Raw genomic sequence first — 14,898 nt, 5'->3', positions numbered from 1 at the left:
GATGCGTGTGTGGGGTTTGCTGGGGCTGCTGGCCAGTACTCAGGTGTGGGCCGAGGCCTGCGTGGTGCACAGCCAGGCAGAACGGGTAAGCGTCGAAGTGTGCCAGCAGAATCGCACTATACCGCCGAAGCTGTTCAAGGAAGGTTTTTGTCGACCCAACCTGCCGGGGCAGCAGGTCGAAGTGCAATTCCTGGCGCAGTGCCCGAAAGGCGCCTACGGCATCTGCCGCGGCGCTCGGGTCGAGCGCATGCCCTATGAACAGGACATCCACTACTACGGTGTGGCGAGCGACGCCGCCTACCTCAAGCCGTTCTGCGAACAGAACAGTCAGGGACAATGGATCTTGCCCTGAGCAATCTGGATCACGCCTGCTGGCCTTGATCGTGCCACTCGCCGAACGGATCCGGCCAGTGCACCCAGGCCTGTGCGCCCTGGGCCAGTTCCTCATCATCCAGCAGACACTGGTCCAGCGCGTGGCCCAACGCTGCGAAATCCATGTTCTGCCCGATGAATACCAGCTCCTGGCGACAGTCTCCGGTGTCGGCGTGCCACGTCTGCTGGATGGCAGCCACACTCTCGGCCTCCTGCGGCCATTGCGTTTGCGGCACGAAACGCCACCAGCGGCCAGCGAAGCCATAGCGCATCAACCCACCCGCCTGGGACCAGCTTCCTGCTTCCTGGGGTTTGCTGGCGAGCCAGAAAAAGCCTTTGGAGCGCAGCAGCCGACCGTTGGTCCAGGGTTTGTCGATGAAGTCATGGAAGCGCTGTGGGTGGAACGGACGCCGGGCGCGGTAGGCCGTGGATGCAATGCCGTATTCTGCGGTTTCCGCAACATGCTCTCCCCTGAGCACCTTCAGCCAGCCTGGCGCTTGCGCTGCGCGCTCGAAATCGAACAGCCCGGTGTCCAGAATGCGTGCCAGCGGCACCTGCCCCATGACCATGGGCATGACCTGCGCGCCGGGGTTGAGTGTGTGCAGTACTGCCATCAGCTCGGTGCGTTCAGCCTGACTGATCAGGTCGATCTTGCTGATGAGGATGACGTCGGCAAACTCCACCTGCTCCACCAACAGATCAGTGATGGCTCGCTCGTCGTCCTCTCCCAGGGTTTCGCCGCGCGTCGCCAAGCTTTCCGCTGCCTGATAGTCGAGCAGGAAATTGACCCCGTCGACCACCGTGACCATGGTGTCGAGCCGGGCCAGATCGGCCAGGCTCTGGCCGTGCTCGTCGCGGAAGGTAAACGTCTCGGCCACCGGCAGCGGCTCGGAGATGCCCGTCGATTCGATCAGCAGGTAATCGAAACGCCCCTCGGCAGCCAGCTTGGCCACTTCTTCGAGCAGGTCTTCGCGCAGGGTGCAGCAGATGCAGCCATTGCTCATTTCGACCAGTCTTTCTTCGGCCCGGTTGAGGCTGACGTTACGCTGCACTTCACTGGCGTCGATGTTGATCTCGCTCATGTCGTTGACGATCACGGCAACGCGCAGATCTTCCCGGTTGCGCAGGATGTGATTGAGCAACGTGCTCTTGCCGGCCCCCAGGAAGCCGGACAGCACGGTGACGGGTAAACGGTTGGGCATGACGGACCTCATCGGTGACAGGTGCAACGAACGCTGCATCGCTTATATTGTTATAACATAACATATAAGTCGTCACTGACTTGATTACATTGTGCTTTAAGCAACAATTGCGTGGCCGAGAAACGCGTGTTCCACGTGGAACACGCATTGCAGCTATCAGGTGCGAGGCTTCACTGACCCACAGTTGTTTCCCAACCAAACGGCGCGAGTGTTCATGCTGCCCTTCTGCGCGACGCCGGAGGCATTGAACGTGCCGTTGACCGTGGTAAGAAACTCTCTATCGCTGAGAAACTGGGCTTGCCCGGTACCCTGAGCCTTGGGGCAACTGAACTGAAATTTCCAGACATTGCCATTGCGCTCAGTGATCTTCTGCGTGCAGCCGGACTTTGCATCTTGCAACGGGATGTCGTTGGTTTTCACCTGTTCAGGCGTCAGGCACGAGCGAATGCCATTGCCGCCCACCGTGATGCCCTGGTTGGCAAGCACGCCTTCCATCATTGCCCTTTGCTCGGGTGGAAGCATCTTCAACTGACCCAGCATCACCTGCATGTCAGGCAGCGGCTTGCCATCGACTTGCATGTTACTGGTGGTCATTTCCCATAGGCCCGGCTGGAGCATCTGCGCCTGTGCCCCGGTTGCCGAAAGGCACACTACCAATGCAGCCATCGGCCATTTAAATCTCATCTGATTCCACTCCTCAAGAACGTTGGGAAAAGTGCGGGCATGGGTCTTTGACGTCGAAACGGGTGCCGAGTTGCGCGGTAATAAAAACGCGACAACCGCCACTGAACGTGGTCTGTTTAGCACAGCGCATCAAGGAGCCGCCGTGCAATGGATTATCACAGTCCGATTTTTTTTGGGTATCTATTTGGCCTGCTGCACGTGTTGGGCATCGCTGCCGCCGTTCATGCAGTTCTTACCGTACGCACCGCGCAGGGTTCGATTGCTTGGGCCTTATCGCTGTTGTTCATTCCCTACCTCACGTTGATCCCCTATCTGGTGTTTGGCCGCAGCACGTTCGACGCATACATCAAGGCCCGTCGGCATGCCAACAAGGAGATGCACACCGCCATCGCCGACATGGATTGGCGCCCTTGGATAGAGGAAGCACTTGCCGCACGCAAATCCACGTCTTACGCGTCACTCAGGGCCATGCCCAAACTTGGCCGGATGCCATGCCTGGCCAATAACCGGGTCGGTCTGCTGATCAATGGACACGCCACGTTCGATGCCATCTTTGCAGCCATCCGCGAAGCCCGGCGAGCGGTGTTGGTGCAGTTCTTCATCATCCACGACGATCATATCGGCCGGCAGCTGCAAGGCTTGCTGCTGCAAAAGGCCTCCGAGGGGGTCGAGGTCTACGTGCTTTACGACCGAGTGGGGAGCCACGCCCTGCCCCGCGAATACGTCGAGCGGCTGCGCGAGGGTGGCGTCAATGTGAAAGCATTCGCGACCCAAAGCGGCTGGTTGAACAGGTTTCAGGTCAATTTCCGCAACCACCGCAAGATCGTCGTGGTGGACGGAGTAAAAGGCTTCATCGGTGGCCATAACGTCGGCGACGAATACCTGGGCGGCAATCCCAAGCTCTCGCCTTGGCGCGATACCCATGTGAGCATCAGCGGGCCGGTGATCGCCTGCCTGCAAGAGTCGTTCGCCGAAGACTGGTTCTGGGCAGCACGGGAATTGCCACCCTTGATCCTCCCCGAAGCGTATGAGGAAGACGGTGTGCTGTGCCAAGTGCTGGCCAGTGGCCCGGCGGACCCCTATGAAACCTGCTCGTTGTTTTTCGTCGAGTCGATCCACGCCGCCAATGACAGGGTCTGGATTACCACCCCCTATTTCATACCGGATGAGGCCGTCTTTGCCGCACTGCGCTTGGCGGTACTGCGCGGTGTCGATGTCCGTATCCTGCTGCCGTCTCGCCCGGATCACAAAGTGGTGTATGCCGCGTCCAGCCTGTTCGCGTTCGAAGCAGTACGCGCCGGGGTGAAAATGTATCGCTACGGCCCGGGCTTTCTGCATCAGAAAGTGGTGCTGGTCGACGATGAAATCACGGCAATCGGCAGTGCCAATATGGACAACCGCTCGTTCCGTTTGAATTTTGAAATCATGTTGCTGACCGTCGATAAGGCATTCACCAGCGAAGTGGAACAGATGTTGCTCGACGATTTCGCCCAGTCACGAGAAATAGATGTCCGTGATAGCAAAGAGACACATCGTTTGGAAAAGCTTGGTATGCGAGTGGCGCGCTTGATTTCACCCATCCTGTAGCGCGCAGTCAGGCGAATTTGTCAGCTGATCGGCAACGAAGCCTGCCTTTAGACATATAAGGAAACATTGGAAACGCTTCGTGTACCATGAGCGGGCTTCGATATTACTAAAGGGAAGTGGACCTGCATGAACGCAGAGAAAGAGAGATTCATCGGTTTGGAATGGCTGCGGTTTTTCCTGGGCGTGTATCTGGTGATGTTCCACACGCTGCCGTTCTACGAGGAATACACACAGCTGAGTGGGTTGGTGGAATTCACCGAATTGGGTTTCTTTGCCACAAGCAGCTTTTTTGCGTTGTCCGGTTTTCTCCTCGCGCACGTCTACCTCGACGGTAACAAACTGCGGGAGCCGCCGGTCTCCTTCATGACCAAACGGTTTGCCAACCTCTATCCGATCCACATATTCGGCCTCGCCAGCTGCGTGGTTCTGATATCGCTGACAGGCCTGTTCGACAGCAACACTGACCTGAGTGTGGCGTATCGTTCCGATGACCTGCTCAAGCGTACCGCGCCCGAGCTGCTCAAATACAAACTCAGCGATTTCCAGATAGCCGTGAATGCTGTGCTGCAGGTTACCCTGCTGCAGGCCTGGAACCCGGTTTACCTGGCCTACAACGGCCCGCTGTGGTCGATCTCGGCGCTGTTCTTCTTCTACCTGACATTCCCCTGGTTTGCGCCACGCCTGGCAGCCGCCAAACATAAGGTAGGGTTGCTGCTGATCATCTGGGCCGCCTGCCTGATCCCTCCATTGCTGGTGGTCCTCAATGACGACTACAGCTCGATCTGGATTGGCTTCCTGCACCACTTCCCGTTGCTGCGGCTGCCGGTCTTTTTAGCAGGCATCGTCGCCTACCTGCTGTTTCGCGATTATCGGCTGATGGGTACCGGCCTGCGCGGGCCTCGCAAATTGATGGCGGTGATTGCCCTGGGGTTCGGTGTGGCGATCGCCGCCGAGGTCAACTGGCGAGGCGAGAGCCATTGGTATGTGCTGCTGCACAATGGCTTGCTGCTGCCGATGGTGCTCAGCGTCATCATCCTGTGCGCCATGGCCTCGAGTGCGCAAAGCGAGCGGCATATCAAATGGGCTCGCCGGCTGGGCGCCGCGTCACTGCCGATGTTCGCCCTGCACACGCCGATCTTCATCGTCTTCCGTCGCTTGGAAATGCTGGCGAACATCGACGTGAACCTGTGCTTCACCAATGCGGCGGCGTGCGTGGCAGAGGCCAAGGGGCATCCATTGTCGCTGACTTACTACCCGCTGCTGCTGCTGGCGTGCATCATTCTGTGCGTGATCTTTCAGGAGCAGATTGGCAACCGCACGCGGCAGTGGCTGTTGCAGGGTCCGTTGAGTCGCTGGGTGGTGAAGAGCAAGCGTGAGACGTCGGGCAACACCAACGCCCTGCGCGCAGCCTGAAAATCGGGTGACTGTCCTTGCAGTTCAGGCGCTGCCTGAGCTGCAAGGGACCCACGCGCCGTTCCTAGCCCTGTACAGACTTCCAAAGGGCAAGCGGCAAAGGCTGATGTTGCAGGCACGGGACGGTTCGCCCGACAAGGTGGACATTCAGCCGCTGCGGTTCAGCCCACTCTGTCCAGCTCAACCACGCACACCTGCGCGGCCGTACCCTCCAGGCTGTAACGCTGGCGCCGGCCGCTTGCGTTGGTGCAGCGCAACGTTGCCCGCGAGATTAACTCGTGTCTGCGTCCATCACTCGCGTCGGTCACCTGGACAGCATCTGAAGAGGCGTTGAAGAAGATCACCTCGGCCGCCACCGAGCTCAACACCACCACCGGATGGCAATCCACCCAGCGCAACGATGCCTGGATCCGATCGTGGCGGTAGATCAGGTTGAAGTCCTCGATGGGTGAACCCAGCAACCGACACCGTACCTTCGCCCCACCGTCGAAACTCATAGGCTGGATGGGACCCAGCGCCCTGCTCTCCACCCCGTTCACTTCCAACACCATGCCATCGCCGTGCAGCACGGTGATGATCCGGCTATAACCGGCGAACACGGAGAAAGGTCCGTCGGCGCTGATCTGGGCAATCGACAGGCGCCAGTCATACCCGCTGTCATCGACGGAGCGCTGCCGGACAATTTCCAGGGTACTGCCGCCGCCGTTCTTCCACGGCATGGACGCGTAATCTTCGGGGCGGTATACGTGCGCATCGGTCATCGGAATCTGGCTACCAAAGGAATGTCAGGCAGGCTTGAACGCCATGAATCGCTCGATCAGTGCACGCAGTACCGGCTGGAGAGTCTCGACCTTGTCTGCTTGCAACCCATAGGGGGCGGTTTCCTGCATGTAGGCTCGCTGCGCCAACTCCAGCTGTACGGCGTGAACCCCTTGGGCCGGGTGGCCGTACTGGCGAGTGATGTAGCCGCCTTTGAAGCGGCCATTGAGTACCGCCGGCAACTGCGGAGCCAACCGCTCGGCCACGGCGAGCAGCTGCTCCCCGATGCCGGGTGCGCAGGCGCTGCCGTTGGCGGTGCCGAAGTTGAACACCGGTAACTGGCCTTCGAACAGGTGCGGGATGACCGAACGGATCGAGTGGGCGTCCCACAGCAGGGCGTAGCCATGGATCGCCTTGATTCGGTCCAATTGCTGCTGCAACGCTCGATGGTACGGCTGCCAGTAATGCTCCAAGCGCTGTGCGATTTGCGCATCGTCTGGTTCGTGCCCCGGCTGGTACAGCGGCACGTCGTCGAATGTCGTCAGCGGGCATAGCCCGGTGGTGTTCTGGCCCGGATACAGGCTGGCACCATCGGCAGGCCGGTTCAGGTCGATCACGTAGCGCGAAAATCGTGGACGCAACGTCGACGCGCCCAGAGCGACAGCGAAGTCGTACAACTCATGAATATGCCAATCGGTGTCATCCACCGCCTGGCCGACCAGGCTGTAATGCGCTTTCAGCTCGTCCGGCAGCAAGGTGCCGACGTGAGGCATCGATATCAGCAGAGGGCCGACGCCCTGATGCAGCTCGAAGGTAGGTTCCCGATTCATAGCGTATGCTCCAGTAAATCGGCCAGGGTGGCGCGGTAGCCTTGCAGAGCCTGCACTTGCAGGGCGTGCTGGCCGTCATCGATGACCTGCCTGCCGCCGACGAAGACGTCGCGTACCAGATTGTTGCCGTGCTCGCAGAACACCAGCGAGGACAACAGCTGGGCTGGATGGGCCGGGGCGATATTGACGGCGTCGGAATCGATGACGACCAGGTCGGCACGCTGCCCCACCATCAGCCCGGCTACCGAGCGGCCGGTCGCCTGGGCCCCGCCCTTGACCGCCTGATCGAACAGGCGATCCGCCACCACCGGCGCGTCGGGGCTGGCCAGCACATTGCGCCGACGGTGCAACAGGCGCTGGCCGTATTCCAGCAGGCGGAGCTCCGCCCAGGGGTTGACGGCTACGTTGCTGTCCGAACCGATACCCCAACGGCCCTTGTCTGTCAGAAACCGCTGAGCGTCGAACAATCCATCGCCAAGATTGGCTTCGGTGCTCGGGCATAGCCCTACGGTGGCACCACTGCGCGCCAACGCTGCGTATTCAGCGTCGTCCATGTGGGTGGCGTGCACCAGGCACCAACGCGGGTCCAAGGGTTGGCGGTCCAACAGCCACTGCACCGGTCGCTGGCCGAGGATTGCCTCGCATTCCTCGACCTCGCGGGTCTGCTCGGCAATATGGATATGCACGGGCGCGCGCGGATCGTCGGCATCCAGGCCATCCATCAGTCTCGACAGGGACGCTTCGCTCACGGCACGTAACGAATGCGGCGCGACGCCATAACGCCGATTGCCGTTCTGCGGCATGGCTTTTTGCAGGTGCTGACGCAGCTCCAGAATCCACTCCGGTGAATTGATGAAACGACGTTGGTGCGGCAAGGGTTCTGCCTGGCCTAGCCCACCGTATTGGTAAAGCACCGGAAGCAGGGTCATGCCGATGCCTACTTCTTCGGCCGCCCGCACCACGCGCAGGGACAATTCGGCGGGGTTCGCGTAACGCTGGCCGTCAGCGTCGTGGTGCACGTAATGAAACTCGCACACCGAGGTGTACCCGGCCTTGAGCATTTCGATGTACAGGTGCCGACCGATGGCCTGCAAGTGCCGAGGCTGCAGGCGCTGGGCAAATCGATACATCAGGGTACGCCAGCTCCAGAAGGAGTCGGCGGGGTCGCCCAGGGTTTCGGTCAAGCCGGCCATGGCGCGCTGGAACGTGTGGGAGTGCAGGTTGGGCATGCCACTGATCACCGGGCCACGCGCCACCGGCGTGCCAGCCAAGGGCACGGCATCGCAGGCCACGGTGGTCAGATCGCCAGCGGCGTTCCAACTCAGCAGTACATTGCGCTGCCAGCCACCAGGCAGCAAGGCGCTGTGGGCAAACAGACTGCCCTGGGCTTGGCTGGCAACTGAATCGATTGGTATATCCACAAAAACCTCTGGGCAGTGGCGCAAGCGCAAGCCATCAAAGAACAGGCGCTGCGTCTCGCGACAGCACGCTGTGCAGGAAACTGCGGGTCCGCGCTTCACGCGGTGCGGTGAACAGCTGCGCCGGTGGCGCGGCCTCGACAATCGCGCCTTGATCCATGACCACCACCACGTCGGCCACTTCCCGGGCAAATCCCATTTCGTGGGTAACGATGATCATGGTCATGCCTTCGCTCGCCAGGGTCTTCATGACCTGCAATACCTCGCCCACCAGCTCCGGATCCAGCGCCGAGGTAGGCTCGTCGAACAGCATGACCTTGGGCTCCATGGCCAATGCGCGGGCAATCGCAACGCGCTGCTTCTGCCCACCGGACAAAGTGCCGGGGTAAACCTGCGCCTTGTGCTCCAGGCCAACCTTGTTCAACAGGCGCAGCCCCTGCTCTTCGGCCGCTTGGCGCGATCTGCCGCGCAGGGCCATGGGCGCCAGGATGATGTTGTCCAGCACGCTGAGGTGCGGGAACAGGTTGAACGACTGGAACACCATGCCGACTTCGCTGCGCAGGGCGTCCAGTTTGCTCTCCGACATCATCCTGCCCTGCTCCACCACGGTATGGCCACACGCGCGCAGCGTCCCGCCTTCGGCGGTTTCCAAGCCGTTCATGCAACGCAGGAAAGTGCTCTTGCCCGACCCGCTGGGCCCGATCACCACCACGACCTGGCTGGCCTGTACGCTGAAGTCGATGTTGTGCAGCACCTGATGCGTGCCAAACGATTTGCTCAGGTTTTGAATATCGATAATGGCGGTGCTCATCACACTCTCCCGTCGGCGCGCAGCACTTTCTCGGTGCGGCGCAGGATCAAGGTGGTGATGCTGGTCAGCATCAGGTAGATGACGGCAATGGCGAGGTACACTTCGAGCGAACGGTAGGACACGCTGATGATCTTCTCGCCTTCGTGCATCACGTCGGCGATGGTGAGCAGTGACACCAGCGCCGAGTTCTTGATCAACGCGATGAATTCGTTGCCCAGGGCGGGGATCATGCGCACGAAGGCCTGGGGCAGGATGACCTTGCGCATCGCCAGTTTGTGCGGCAGACCCAGCGAGCGGGCGGCTTCCATCTGGCCCTTTTCCACCGACTGGATCGAACCCCTGACAATCTCCGAGACATAGGCCGCACTGTAGATGCCCAGGCCGAAAATTCCGCACACATAAGCGGGTAACTGAATGCCGAAGTGCGGCAGGCCAAAGAACAGAATGAACAGCTGCACCAGCAGCGGCGTGCCGCGGACCAGCGTCAGGTAGGTGGTGCACAGCCCGTAGATCAGCGTGCGCTTGGGATTCAGCCGCCCCAACCCGATCAACAGGCCCAGGACACAGCCCAGCACCAACGCTGCAGCGGTGATTTCGATGGTGGTCAGGGTACCGGAGGCGAGCGCGCGCCAGCCGTCCCAGACCGGGGAAAAGTCGAGATCCATGAGGTACTCCGCAGAGGCTTACGGTTGAAGGCGTAAAGTGTGCAGGCTCGTCGCAGCATCGGCCGAACCTGCAGCGGCGGTTTATTCTTTGGTGGTGCCGAACCACTTCTGGGTCAGTGCGGCGTATTCGCCATTGCTGCGCAGGGTTTTCAGCGCCTGGTTCATCTGCTGTTGCAGCGCGGTGTCATTCTTGCGAACGGCAAAACCGTACAGTTCGGTGGTCAAGCCTTCGTCCAGCACGCGGACCTTGGGCTGACGCTTGGCATATTCCACCGCCGCCGGGCGCCCGGTCACTGCAGCGTTCACCCGGCCAATGGCCAACAGGTCGAACATGGCCTGGTTCTTTTCCACTTCCACCACGCTCACTGCGGGGTAGTTGGTTTTCAGAAAGTCGATCGACTTGGTACCTACCTGGGCTGAAACCTTCTTGCCCGCGACCAGATCGCCGGGTTTATCGATGCTGGTGTCATCCTTCAGGACCAGCACAGCGAGGCCGCCGCGATAGTAGGAATCAGTGAAGTTGACCACCTTCTGCCGTTCTTCGGTCATGTAGATGGCCGACGCCGCCACGTCGAAGCGGTTGGAAATCAAGCCGGGGATCAGCCCCTTGAAGCCGATGTCGATCCACTCGACCTTCTTGTTCAGTTGCTTGCCGATGGCTTCGATCAATTCGATATCGAAGCCGGTGCGCTTGCCATCCTGCACGAACTCCATGGGTGGAAAGGTCGCATCGGTGCCGACACGCATCACTTCATCGGCTGCCTGGGCCGAGGTGCACAGCGAAGCCATCAGCGTCAGCGCGGCAGCCAGGGGGGTGAATAACTTCAACGCTTTCATCACGAATTCCTTCGGCAAGGGTAGGTCCGGTCAGGACCTGAAACATGGATTGGGCGGCAGTTAGAAGCGATTGCAGATGCGGCTGGCTGCTTTTCTGGTGAGGCTGATCAGTTCAGCCTCCCGTGGGCCAACGCGCAATGACGGCGCCATCAACGTAATGGTGCCTTCCAGGGCACCGTCCGCTGAAATCAGCGGGACGCTCACGCCCCAAACACCCAGATCGACCTCACTGTCACTGGTGGCATAGCCATTCTTGCGAATTCGGGCGATCTCCTTTTCCAGCGCCGCGACGTCCACGGCGCCCTGTTGCGCTTGCTCTGCGAGCAACTGGCGCTGCACCGGCTCGGTCAGAAACGCCAGCAAGCTCTTGGCCGATGCACCCTGCATCATGGAGTGGGCGCGGCCCTTGGTGAACGAGCAACGCAGCGAGCTGCTGCTCTCCTCCATGGCGATGCACACCATCTGGCCGTTGCTGTACACCAACAAGCCGACGCTTTCTCCCGTGCGCTCAGCCAGGGCACTGATCTCGTCGCGGCTCTGGCTGATCAGGTTGGAGGTCTGATCGAAACCCCACGCCAACTGCACGCCGGTCGCGCCTGGCTCGTACAGCCCCGTGGTCATGTGTTCTTGCAGCAGGCCCCACTTCTTCAACGACGCCAGGTGCCGGTAGACCGTGCTCAATGGCATCTGCACCTGCGCGGCAATGCGCTTGGCCGCAATCGGTTGCCCAGCCTTGGCCACGCAGGTCAGCACCTGCAGCACACGGTCGACAATGCTGGTGGTTCGTGGGTCGTTCATGACTGCACTATAAGAACAAATTCTCGATTCTGAAGGGGGATTCTCATTGAGCGGGAAAAAAACCTCCATGTCGCTGAAATGGCACTGCATGGGCCACTGGTGAAATTTCACCGAACGCGCGGTGCCACAGGCACATCCGAGCATTCAGCGCTGCCGAATTCCATGGGATAGTGTCCGTCTTTCTCCCCATCTGAAGACCCTGCCCCATGGCCACCAAGCACCCACTTGAACCTCTGGCTCAACGCTTCCTTGGCAAACACCCCCATCAGCTCGAACCTGAAGAAATACATGTTCTGGAGCAGATGAAAAAGCGTCTGCCCGTCAGTCGCGATGCCAGTGACGCCTCCGACGAAGTCGCAACGTTCGGCGAAAGACTGTCTGATCGGGTTGCGGCGATCGGCGGCTCATGGGCGTTCATCATCGCCTTTACCATCATCCTGTTCGGCTGGATGCTGCTCAATACCGATGTGCTCGATCACTTCGGCCTGGCCTTCGACCCTTACCCGTACATCTTTCTCAACCTGATGCTCTCTACCGTCGCGGCCATCCAGGCGCCGGTGATCATGATGAGTCAGAACCGCCAGTCGGCCAAAGACCGCCTGGCCGCGAGCCTGGACTTCGAGGTGAACCTGCGCGCGGAGCTGGAAATCATGCGGCTGCATGAAAAGATCGACAAGGAGATCCTGGAGCGGCTGGATCGGATCCTGGCGAGTGTGGAGCCCAAGGGCAGCGTGTGAATGTGCGCTTGGGCGTCCGGAGGTAGGATCGGCTGATTTCTACGATGAAGGCGCTTACCGCCTCACACCCCCCTCACTCCACCGTCACCGACTTCGCCAAATTACGCGGCTGATCCACGTCCGTACCCTTGAGCACCGCCACATAGTACGAAAGCAGCTGCAAAGGAATGGTGTAGAGGATCGGCGCCAGTGCATCGATGATGTGCGGCATGGCCACCACATGGGTGCCGGGACCATTGCTAAGTTGCGCCTGCTCATCGGCGAAGACCACCAGCTCACCGCCGCGGGCACGGACTTCCTGCAGGTTGGACTTGAGCTTTTCCAGCAGCTCGTTGTTCGGCGCCACGGTTACCACGGGCATGTCCTTGTCCACCAGCGCCAGCGGCCCGTGCTTCAGCTCACCGGCCGGATAGGCTTCGGCATGAATGTAGGAGATTTCCTTGAGCTTCAGCGCGCCTTCCATCGCCACCGGGAATTGCGCGCCGCGGCCCAGGAACAGCGTGTGGTGCTTCTCGGCGAACAGCTCGGCGATGCGCTCGATGGTGGTGTCCATGGCCAGCGCTTCGCCCAGGCGTGTCGGCAGACGGCGCAGTTCGGCCACCAGCTCGGCTTCCACGCCCTCCTCCAGCGTTGCGTGCACTTGGCCAAGCGACAGCGTCAGCAGCATCAACGCAACCAGTTGAGTGGTGAAGGCCTTGGTCGAAGCGACACCGATTTCCGGACCTGCCTGGGTCAGCAAGGTCAGGTCGGACTCGCGCACCAAAGAGCTGATGCCGACGTTGCAGATCGCCAGGCTTCCGAGGAAGCCCAATTGCTTGCCGTTGCGCAGCGCGGCCAGGGTGTCGGCCGTTTCACCGGACTGTGAAATGGAAACGAACAGCGTGTCGGGCTGCACCACGACCTTGCGATAGCGGAACTCGCTGGCCACTTCGACCTGGCAGGGGATGCCGGCCAGGCCCTCGAGCCAATAGCGCGCAACCATACCGGCGTGATAGCTGGTGCCGCACGCCACGATCTGCACATTGCGCACCTTGGCGAACAGCTCGGCGGCCTGCGGACCGAAGGCCTGCACCAGCACCTGGTTCTGGCCCAGGCGACCTTCCAGGGTGCGCTGTACCACGGTGGGCTGCTCGTGGATCTCTTTCATCATGAAGTGGCGATACTCGCCCTTGTCGGCCGCCTCGGCGCCTTCGTGATACTGCACGCTTTCACGTTGCACAGGCATGCCGGCGGCATCCCAGATCTGCACGCTTTCACGGCGGATCTCGGCAATGTCACCTTCCTCCAGGTACATGAAACGGTCGGTCACCTGACGCAGCGCCAACTGGTCTGAGGCGAGGAAGTTCTCGCCCATGCCCAGGCCGATGACCAGTGGGCTGCCGCTGCGGGCGGCCACCAGACGGTCGGGTTGGTGCACGCTGATGGCCGCCAGGCCGTAGGCGCCGTGCAGTTGCTTGACCGTCGCCTTGAGAGCGTCGGCCAGGTCGGGCAATGCCTTGAGGGTGTGATGCAACAGATGCGCGATGACTTCGGTATCGGTCTGCGACGTGAATACGTAGCCCAGCTCCTTGAGCTGGGTGCGCAGGACTTCATGGTTTTCGATGATGCCGTTGTGCACCACTGCCACTTCAGCAGTGGAAAAGTGCGGGTGGGCGTTCTGTTCGGTCGGCGCACCATGAGTGGCCCATCGGGTATGGGCGATGCCCAGCTTGCCGAGCAGAGGCTCATCAGCCAGCGCGGCCTGCAGTTCGGCAACCTTGCCGACGCGACGGCGGCGCTGCACGCTGCCATCCTCGCTCAACACGGCTACGCCGGCGCTGTCGTAACCGCGATATTCCAGGCGCTTGAGGCCCTCGACCAGAATGGCAGTGATGTTGCGCTCCGCGATGGCGCCGACGATTCCACACATGTTCGCTTCTCCTAGCTGGTAGCGGCGAGCACGAGATCTATCCCGCGCGCCTGAATCTGATCGCGTGCTTCGAGGGGCAGGCGATCATCGGTAATGAGGGTGCTGATGCGGCCCCAGGGCAGCTCCAGATTGGGGATCCTGCGTCCGACCTTGTCGGACTCGACCATGACGATCACTTCGCGAGCGACTTCGGCCATCACTCGGCTCAGGCCCAGCAACTCGTTGAAGGTCGTGGTGCCGCGCTCCAGATCGATGCCGTCGGCACCGATGAACAACTGGTCGAAGTCATAGGAGCGCAGCACCTGCTCGGCCACCTGGCCCTGGAACGATTCGGAGTGCGGATCCCAAGTGCCGCCGGTCATCAGCAAGACGGGCTCATGCTCCAATGCACTCAGGGCATTGGCGACGTGCAGCGAGTTGGTCATGACCACCAGGCCCGGCTGTTTGCCCAGCTCGGGAATCATCGCAGCGGTGGTGCTGCCACTGTCGATGATGATGCGCGCGTGCTCCTTGATGCGCATGACGGCGGCGCGGGCGATGGATTGCTTGATGGCCGAGACGCGCTGGCTCGGTTCGCCGATCAGCTCCTGCGGCATGGTCACCGCGCCGCCATAGCGACGCAGCAGCAGGCCGTGGCTTTCCAGGGCGGCAAGGTCCTTGCGGATAGTGACTTCGGACGTTGCGAAATGCCTCGCCAAGTTATCCACAGTCACTTCGCCCTGTTCATTGAGCAGGGCAAGGATGCTGTGACGACGTTGGGGCGTATTACGCTTTGACATGGCCTAAGTTTCGATTCGAAAGATAACGAAGGCAATAGAAACCTAAACTGAAAGGTTCGTCAATGGTGTAGCCGTATTTCTCATGGCCTCTTCGCAG

The 14,898-nt window shown here is 60.7% G+C and carries 15 protein-coding genes; 4 read left to right on the top strand and 11 right to left on the bottom strand.

Going from position 1 to position 14,898, the window contains the following annotated elements:
• Position 1 precedes the first annotated feature (1 nt).
• Positions 2–352: an NADH:ubiquinone oxidoreductase gene (locus H7993_RS13025; RefSeq protein WP_122480016.1), complete on the top strand. Its 351-nt coding sequence runs from the start codon at positions 2–4 to the stop codon at positions 350–352.
• A gap of 10 nt (positions 353–362) precedes the next feature.
• Here H7993_RS13025 and zigA read toward each other — a convergent pair whose 3' ends face one another.
• Both zigA and H7993_RS13015 read right to left on the bottom strand, forming a co-directional pair.
• Positions 363–1,574, bottom strand: a complete 1,212-nt coding sequence (gene zigA / locus H7993_RS13020; RefSeq protein WP_185794639.1) for a zinc metallochaperone GTPase ZigA — start codon at positions 1,572–1,574, stop codon at positions 363–365.
• A gap of 156 nt (positions 1,575–1,730) precedes the next feature.
• Complete coding sequence (locus H7993_RS13015) at positions 1,731–2,258, bottom strand: DUF3617 domain-containing protein (RefSeq protein ID WP_185794797.1); 528 nt, start codon at positions 2,256–2,258, stop codon at positions 1,731–1,733.
• A gap of 147 nt (positions 2,259–2,405) precedes the next feature.
• Here H7993_RS13015 and cls point away from each other — a divergent pair, with 147 nt between their 5' ends.
• Complete coding sequence (gene cls, locus H7993_RS13010; RefSeq protein WP_122480019.1) at positions 2,406–3,845, top strand: cardiolipin synthase; 1,440 nt, start codon at positions 2,406–2,408, stop codon at positions 3,843–3,845.
• A gap of 126 nt (positions 3,846–3,971) precedes the next feature.
• Complete coding sequence (locus H7993_RS13005) at positions 3,972–5,258, top strand: acyltransferase family protein (protein WP_185794638.1); 1,287 nt, start codon at positions 3,972–3,974, stop codon at positions 5,256–5,258.
• A gap of 161 nt (positions 5,259–5,419) precedes the next feature.
• On the opposite strand, the gene H7993_RS13000 is transcribed toward H7993_RS13005, so the two are convergent.
• The 7 genes from H7993_RS13000 to H7993_RS12970 all read right to left on the bottom strand — a co-directional run bounded on the left by H7993_RS13000 (position 5,420) and on the right by H7993_RS12970 (position 11,376).
• Positions 5,420–6,019 (bottom strand): HutD/Ves family protein, encoded by a 600-nt coding sequence (locus H7993_RS13000; protein WP_274603821.1) that lies wholly within the window; start codon positions 6,017–6,019, stop codon positions 5,420–5,422.
• A 24-nt stretch (positions 6,020–6,043) separates the two neighbouring features.
• Complete coding sequence (gene hutG, locus H7993_RS12995) at positions 6,044–6,847, bottom strand: N-formylglutamate deformylase (RefSeq protein ID WP_185794636.1); 804 nt, start codon at positions 6,845–6,847, stop codon at positions 6,044–6,046.
• Positions 6,844–8,268, bottom strand: a complete 1,425-nt coding sequence (locus tag H7993_RS12990; protein WP_342345046.1) for a formimidoylglutamate deiminase — start codon at positions 8,266–8,268, stop codon at positions 6,844–6,846. Before H7993_RS12990 ends, hutG begins: the two co-directional genes overlap by 4 nt.
• Before the next feature lie 34 nt (positions 8,269–8,302).
• Positions 8,303–9,064 (bottom strand): amino acid ABC transporter ATP-binding protein, encoded by a 762-nt coding sequence (locus H7993_RS12985; protein ID WP_264382888.1) that lies wholly within the window; start codon positions 9,062–9,064, stop codon positions 8,303–8,305.
• A gap of 11 nt (positions 9,065–9,075) precedes the next feature.
• Complete coding sequence (locus H7993_RS12980; protein ID WP_122796681.1) at positions 9,076–9,741, bottom strand: amino acid ABC transporter permease; 666 nt, start codon at positions 9,739–9,741, stop codon at positions 9,076–9,078.
• An 81-nt stretch (positions 9,742–9,822) separates the two neighbouring features.
• Entirely contained in the window at positions 9,823–10,578 is a 756-nt protein-coding gene (locus H7993_RS12975) for a transporter substrate-binding domain-containing protein (protein ID WP_185794634.1), read from the bottom strand.
• A 60-nt stretch (positions 10,579–10,638) separates the two neighbouring features.
• The gene (locus H7993_RS12970; protein WP_185794633.1) at positions 10,639–11,376 is read right to left on the bottom strand and encodes an IclR family transcriptional regulator; all 738 of its coding nucleotides are present in this window, start codon (positions 11,374–11,376) and stop codon (positions 10,639–10,641) included.
• Positions 11,377–11,582: 206 nt separating this feature from the next.
• Here H7993_RS12970 and H7993_RS12965 point away from each other — a divergent pair, with 206 nt between their 5' ends.
• Entirely contained in the window at positions 11,583–12,113 is a 531-nt protein-coding gene (locus tag H7993_RS12965) for a DUF1003 domain-containing protein (protein WP_122480027.1), read from the top strand.
• A gap of 73 nt (positions 12,114–12,186) precedes the next feature.
• On the opposite strand, the gene glmS is transcribed toward H7993_RS12965, so the two are convergent.
• Positions 12,187–14,022, bottom strand: coding sequence for a glutamine--fructose-6-phosphate transaminase (isomerizing) (gene glmS, locus H7993_RS12960; protein WP_185794632.1), 1,836 nt, complete (start codon positions 14,020–14,022; stop codon positions 12,187–12,189).
• A gap of 11 nt (positions 14,023–14,033) precedes the next feature.
• Entirely contained in the window at positions 14,034–14,801 is a 768-nt protein-coding gene (locus H7993_RS12955; RefSeq protein ID WP_122480029.1) for a DeoR/GlpR family DNA-binding transcription regulator, read from the bottom strand.
• Positions 14,802–14,898: the final 97 nt, after the last annotated feature.

This window comes from Pseudomonas baltica (assembly GCF_014235765.1).
Taxonomy (GTDB): Bacteria; Pseudomonadota; Gammaproteobacteria; order Pseudomonadales; family Pseudomonadaceae; genus Aquipseudomonas; species Aquipseudomonas baltica.
The sequence above is the reverse complement of the archived record's forward strand: the minus strand, read 5'-3'. Positions and strand labels throughout refer to the sequence as shown.

What these genes read in the sequence shown, in the direction of transcription:
- H7993_RS13005 (WP_185794638.1), top strand. Translation starts at nt 3,972, where the DNA reads ATGAACGCAGAGAAAGAGAGATTCATCGGTTTGGAATGGCTGCGGTTT.
- zigA (WP_185794639.1), bottom strand. Translation starts at nt 1,574, where the DNA reads ATGCCCAACCGTTTACCCGTCACCGTGCTGTCCGGCTTCCTGGGGGCC.
- H7993_RS12965 (WP_122480027.1), top strand. Translation starts at nt 11,583, where the DNA reads ATGGCCACCAAGCACCCACTTGAACCTCTGGCTCAACGCTTCCTTGGC.
- glmS (WP_185794632.1), bottom strand. Translation starts at nt 14,022, where the DNA reads ATGTGTGGAATCGTCGGCGCCATCGCGGAGCGCAACATCACTGCCATT.
- H7993_RS12980 (WP_122796681.1), bottom strand. Translation starts at nt 9,741, where the DNA reads ATGGATCTCGACTTTTCCCCGGTCTGGGACGGCTGGCGCGCGCTCGCC.
- hutG (WP_185794636.1), bottom strand. Translation starts at nt 6,847, where the DNA reads ATGAATCGGGAACCTACCTTCGAGCTGCATCAGGGCGTCGGCCCTCTG.
- H7993_RS12955 (WP_122480029.1), bottom strand. Translation starts at nt 14,801, where the DNA reads ATGTCAAAGCGTAATACGCCCCAACGTCGTCACAGCATCCTTGCCCTG.
- H7993_RS13025 (WP_122480016.1), top strand. Translation starts at nt 2, where the DNA reads ATGCGTGTGTGGGGTTTGCTGGGGCTGCTGGCCAGTACTCAGGTGTGG.
- H7993_RS12975 (WP_185794634.1), bottom strand. Translation starts at nt 10,578, where the DNA reads ATGAAAGCGTTGAAGTTATTCACCCCCCTGGCTGCCGCGCTGACGCTG.
- H7993_RS12970 (WP_185794633.1), bottom strand. Translation starts at nt 11,376, where the DNA reads ATGAACGACCCACGAACCACCAGCATTGTCGACCGTGTGCTGCAGGTG.
- cls (WP_122480019.1), top strand. Translation starts at nt 2,406, where the DNA reads ATGGATTATCACAGTCCGATTTTTTTTGGGTATCTATTTGGCCTGCTG.
- H7993_RS13015 (WP_185794797.1), bottom strand. Translation starts at nt 2,258, where the DNA reads ATGAGATTTAAATGGCCGATGGCTGCATTGGTAGTGTGCCTTTCGGCA.
- H7993_RS13000 (WP_274603821.1), bottom strand. Translation starts at nt 6,019, where the DNA reads ATGACCGATGCGCACGTATACCGCCCCGAAGATTACGCGTCCATGCCG.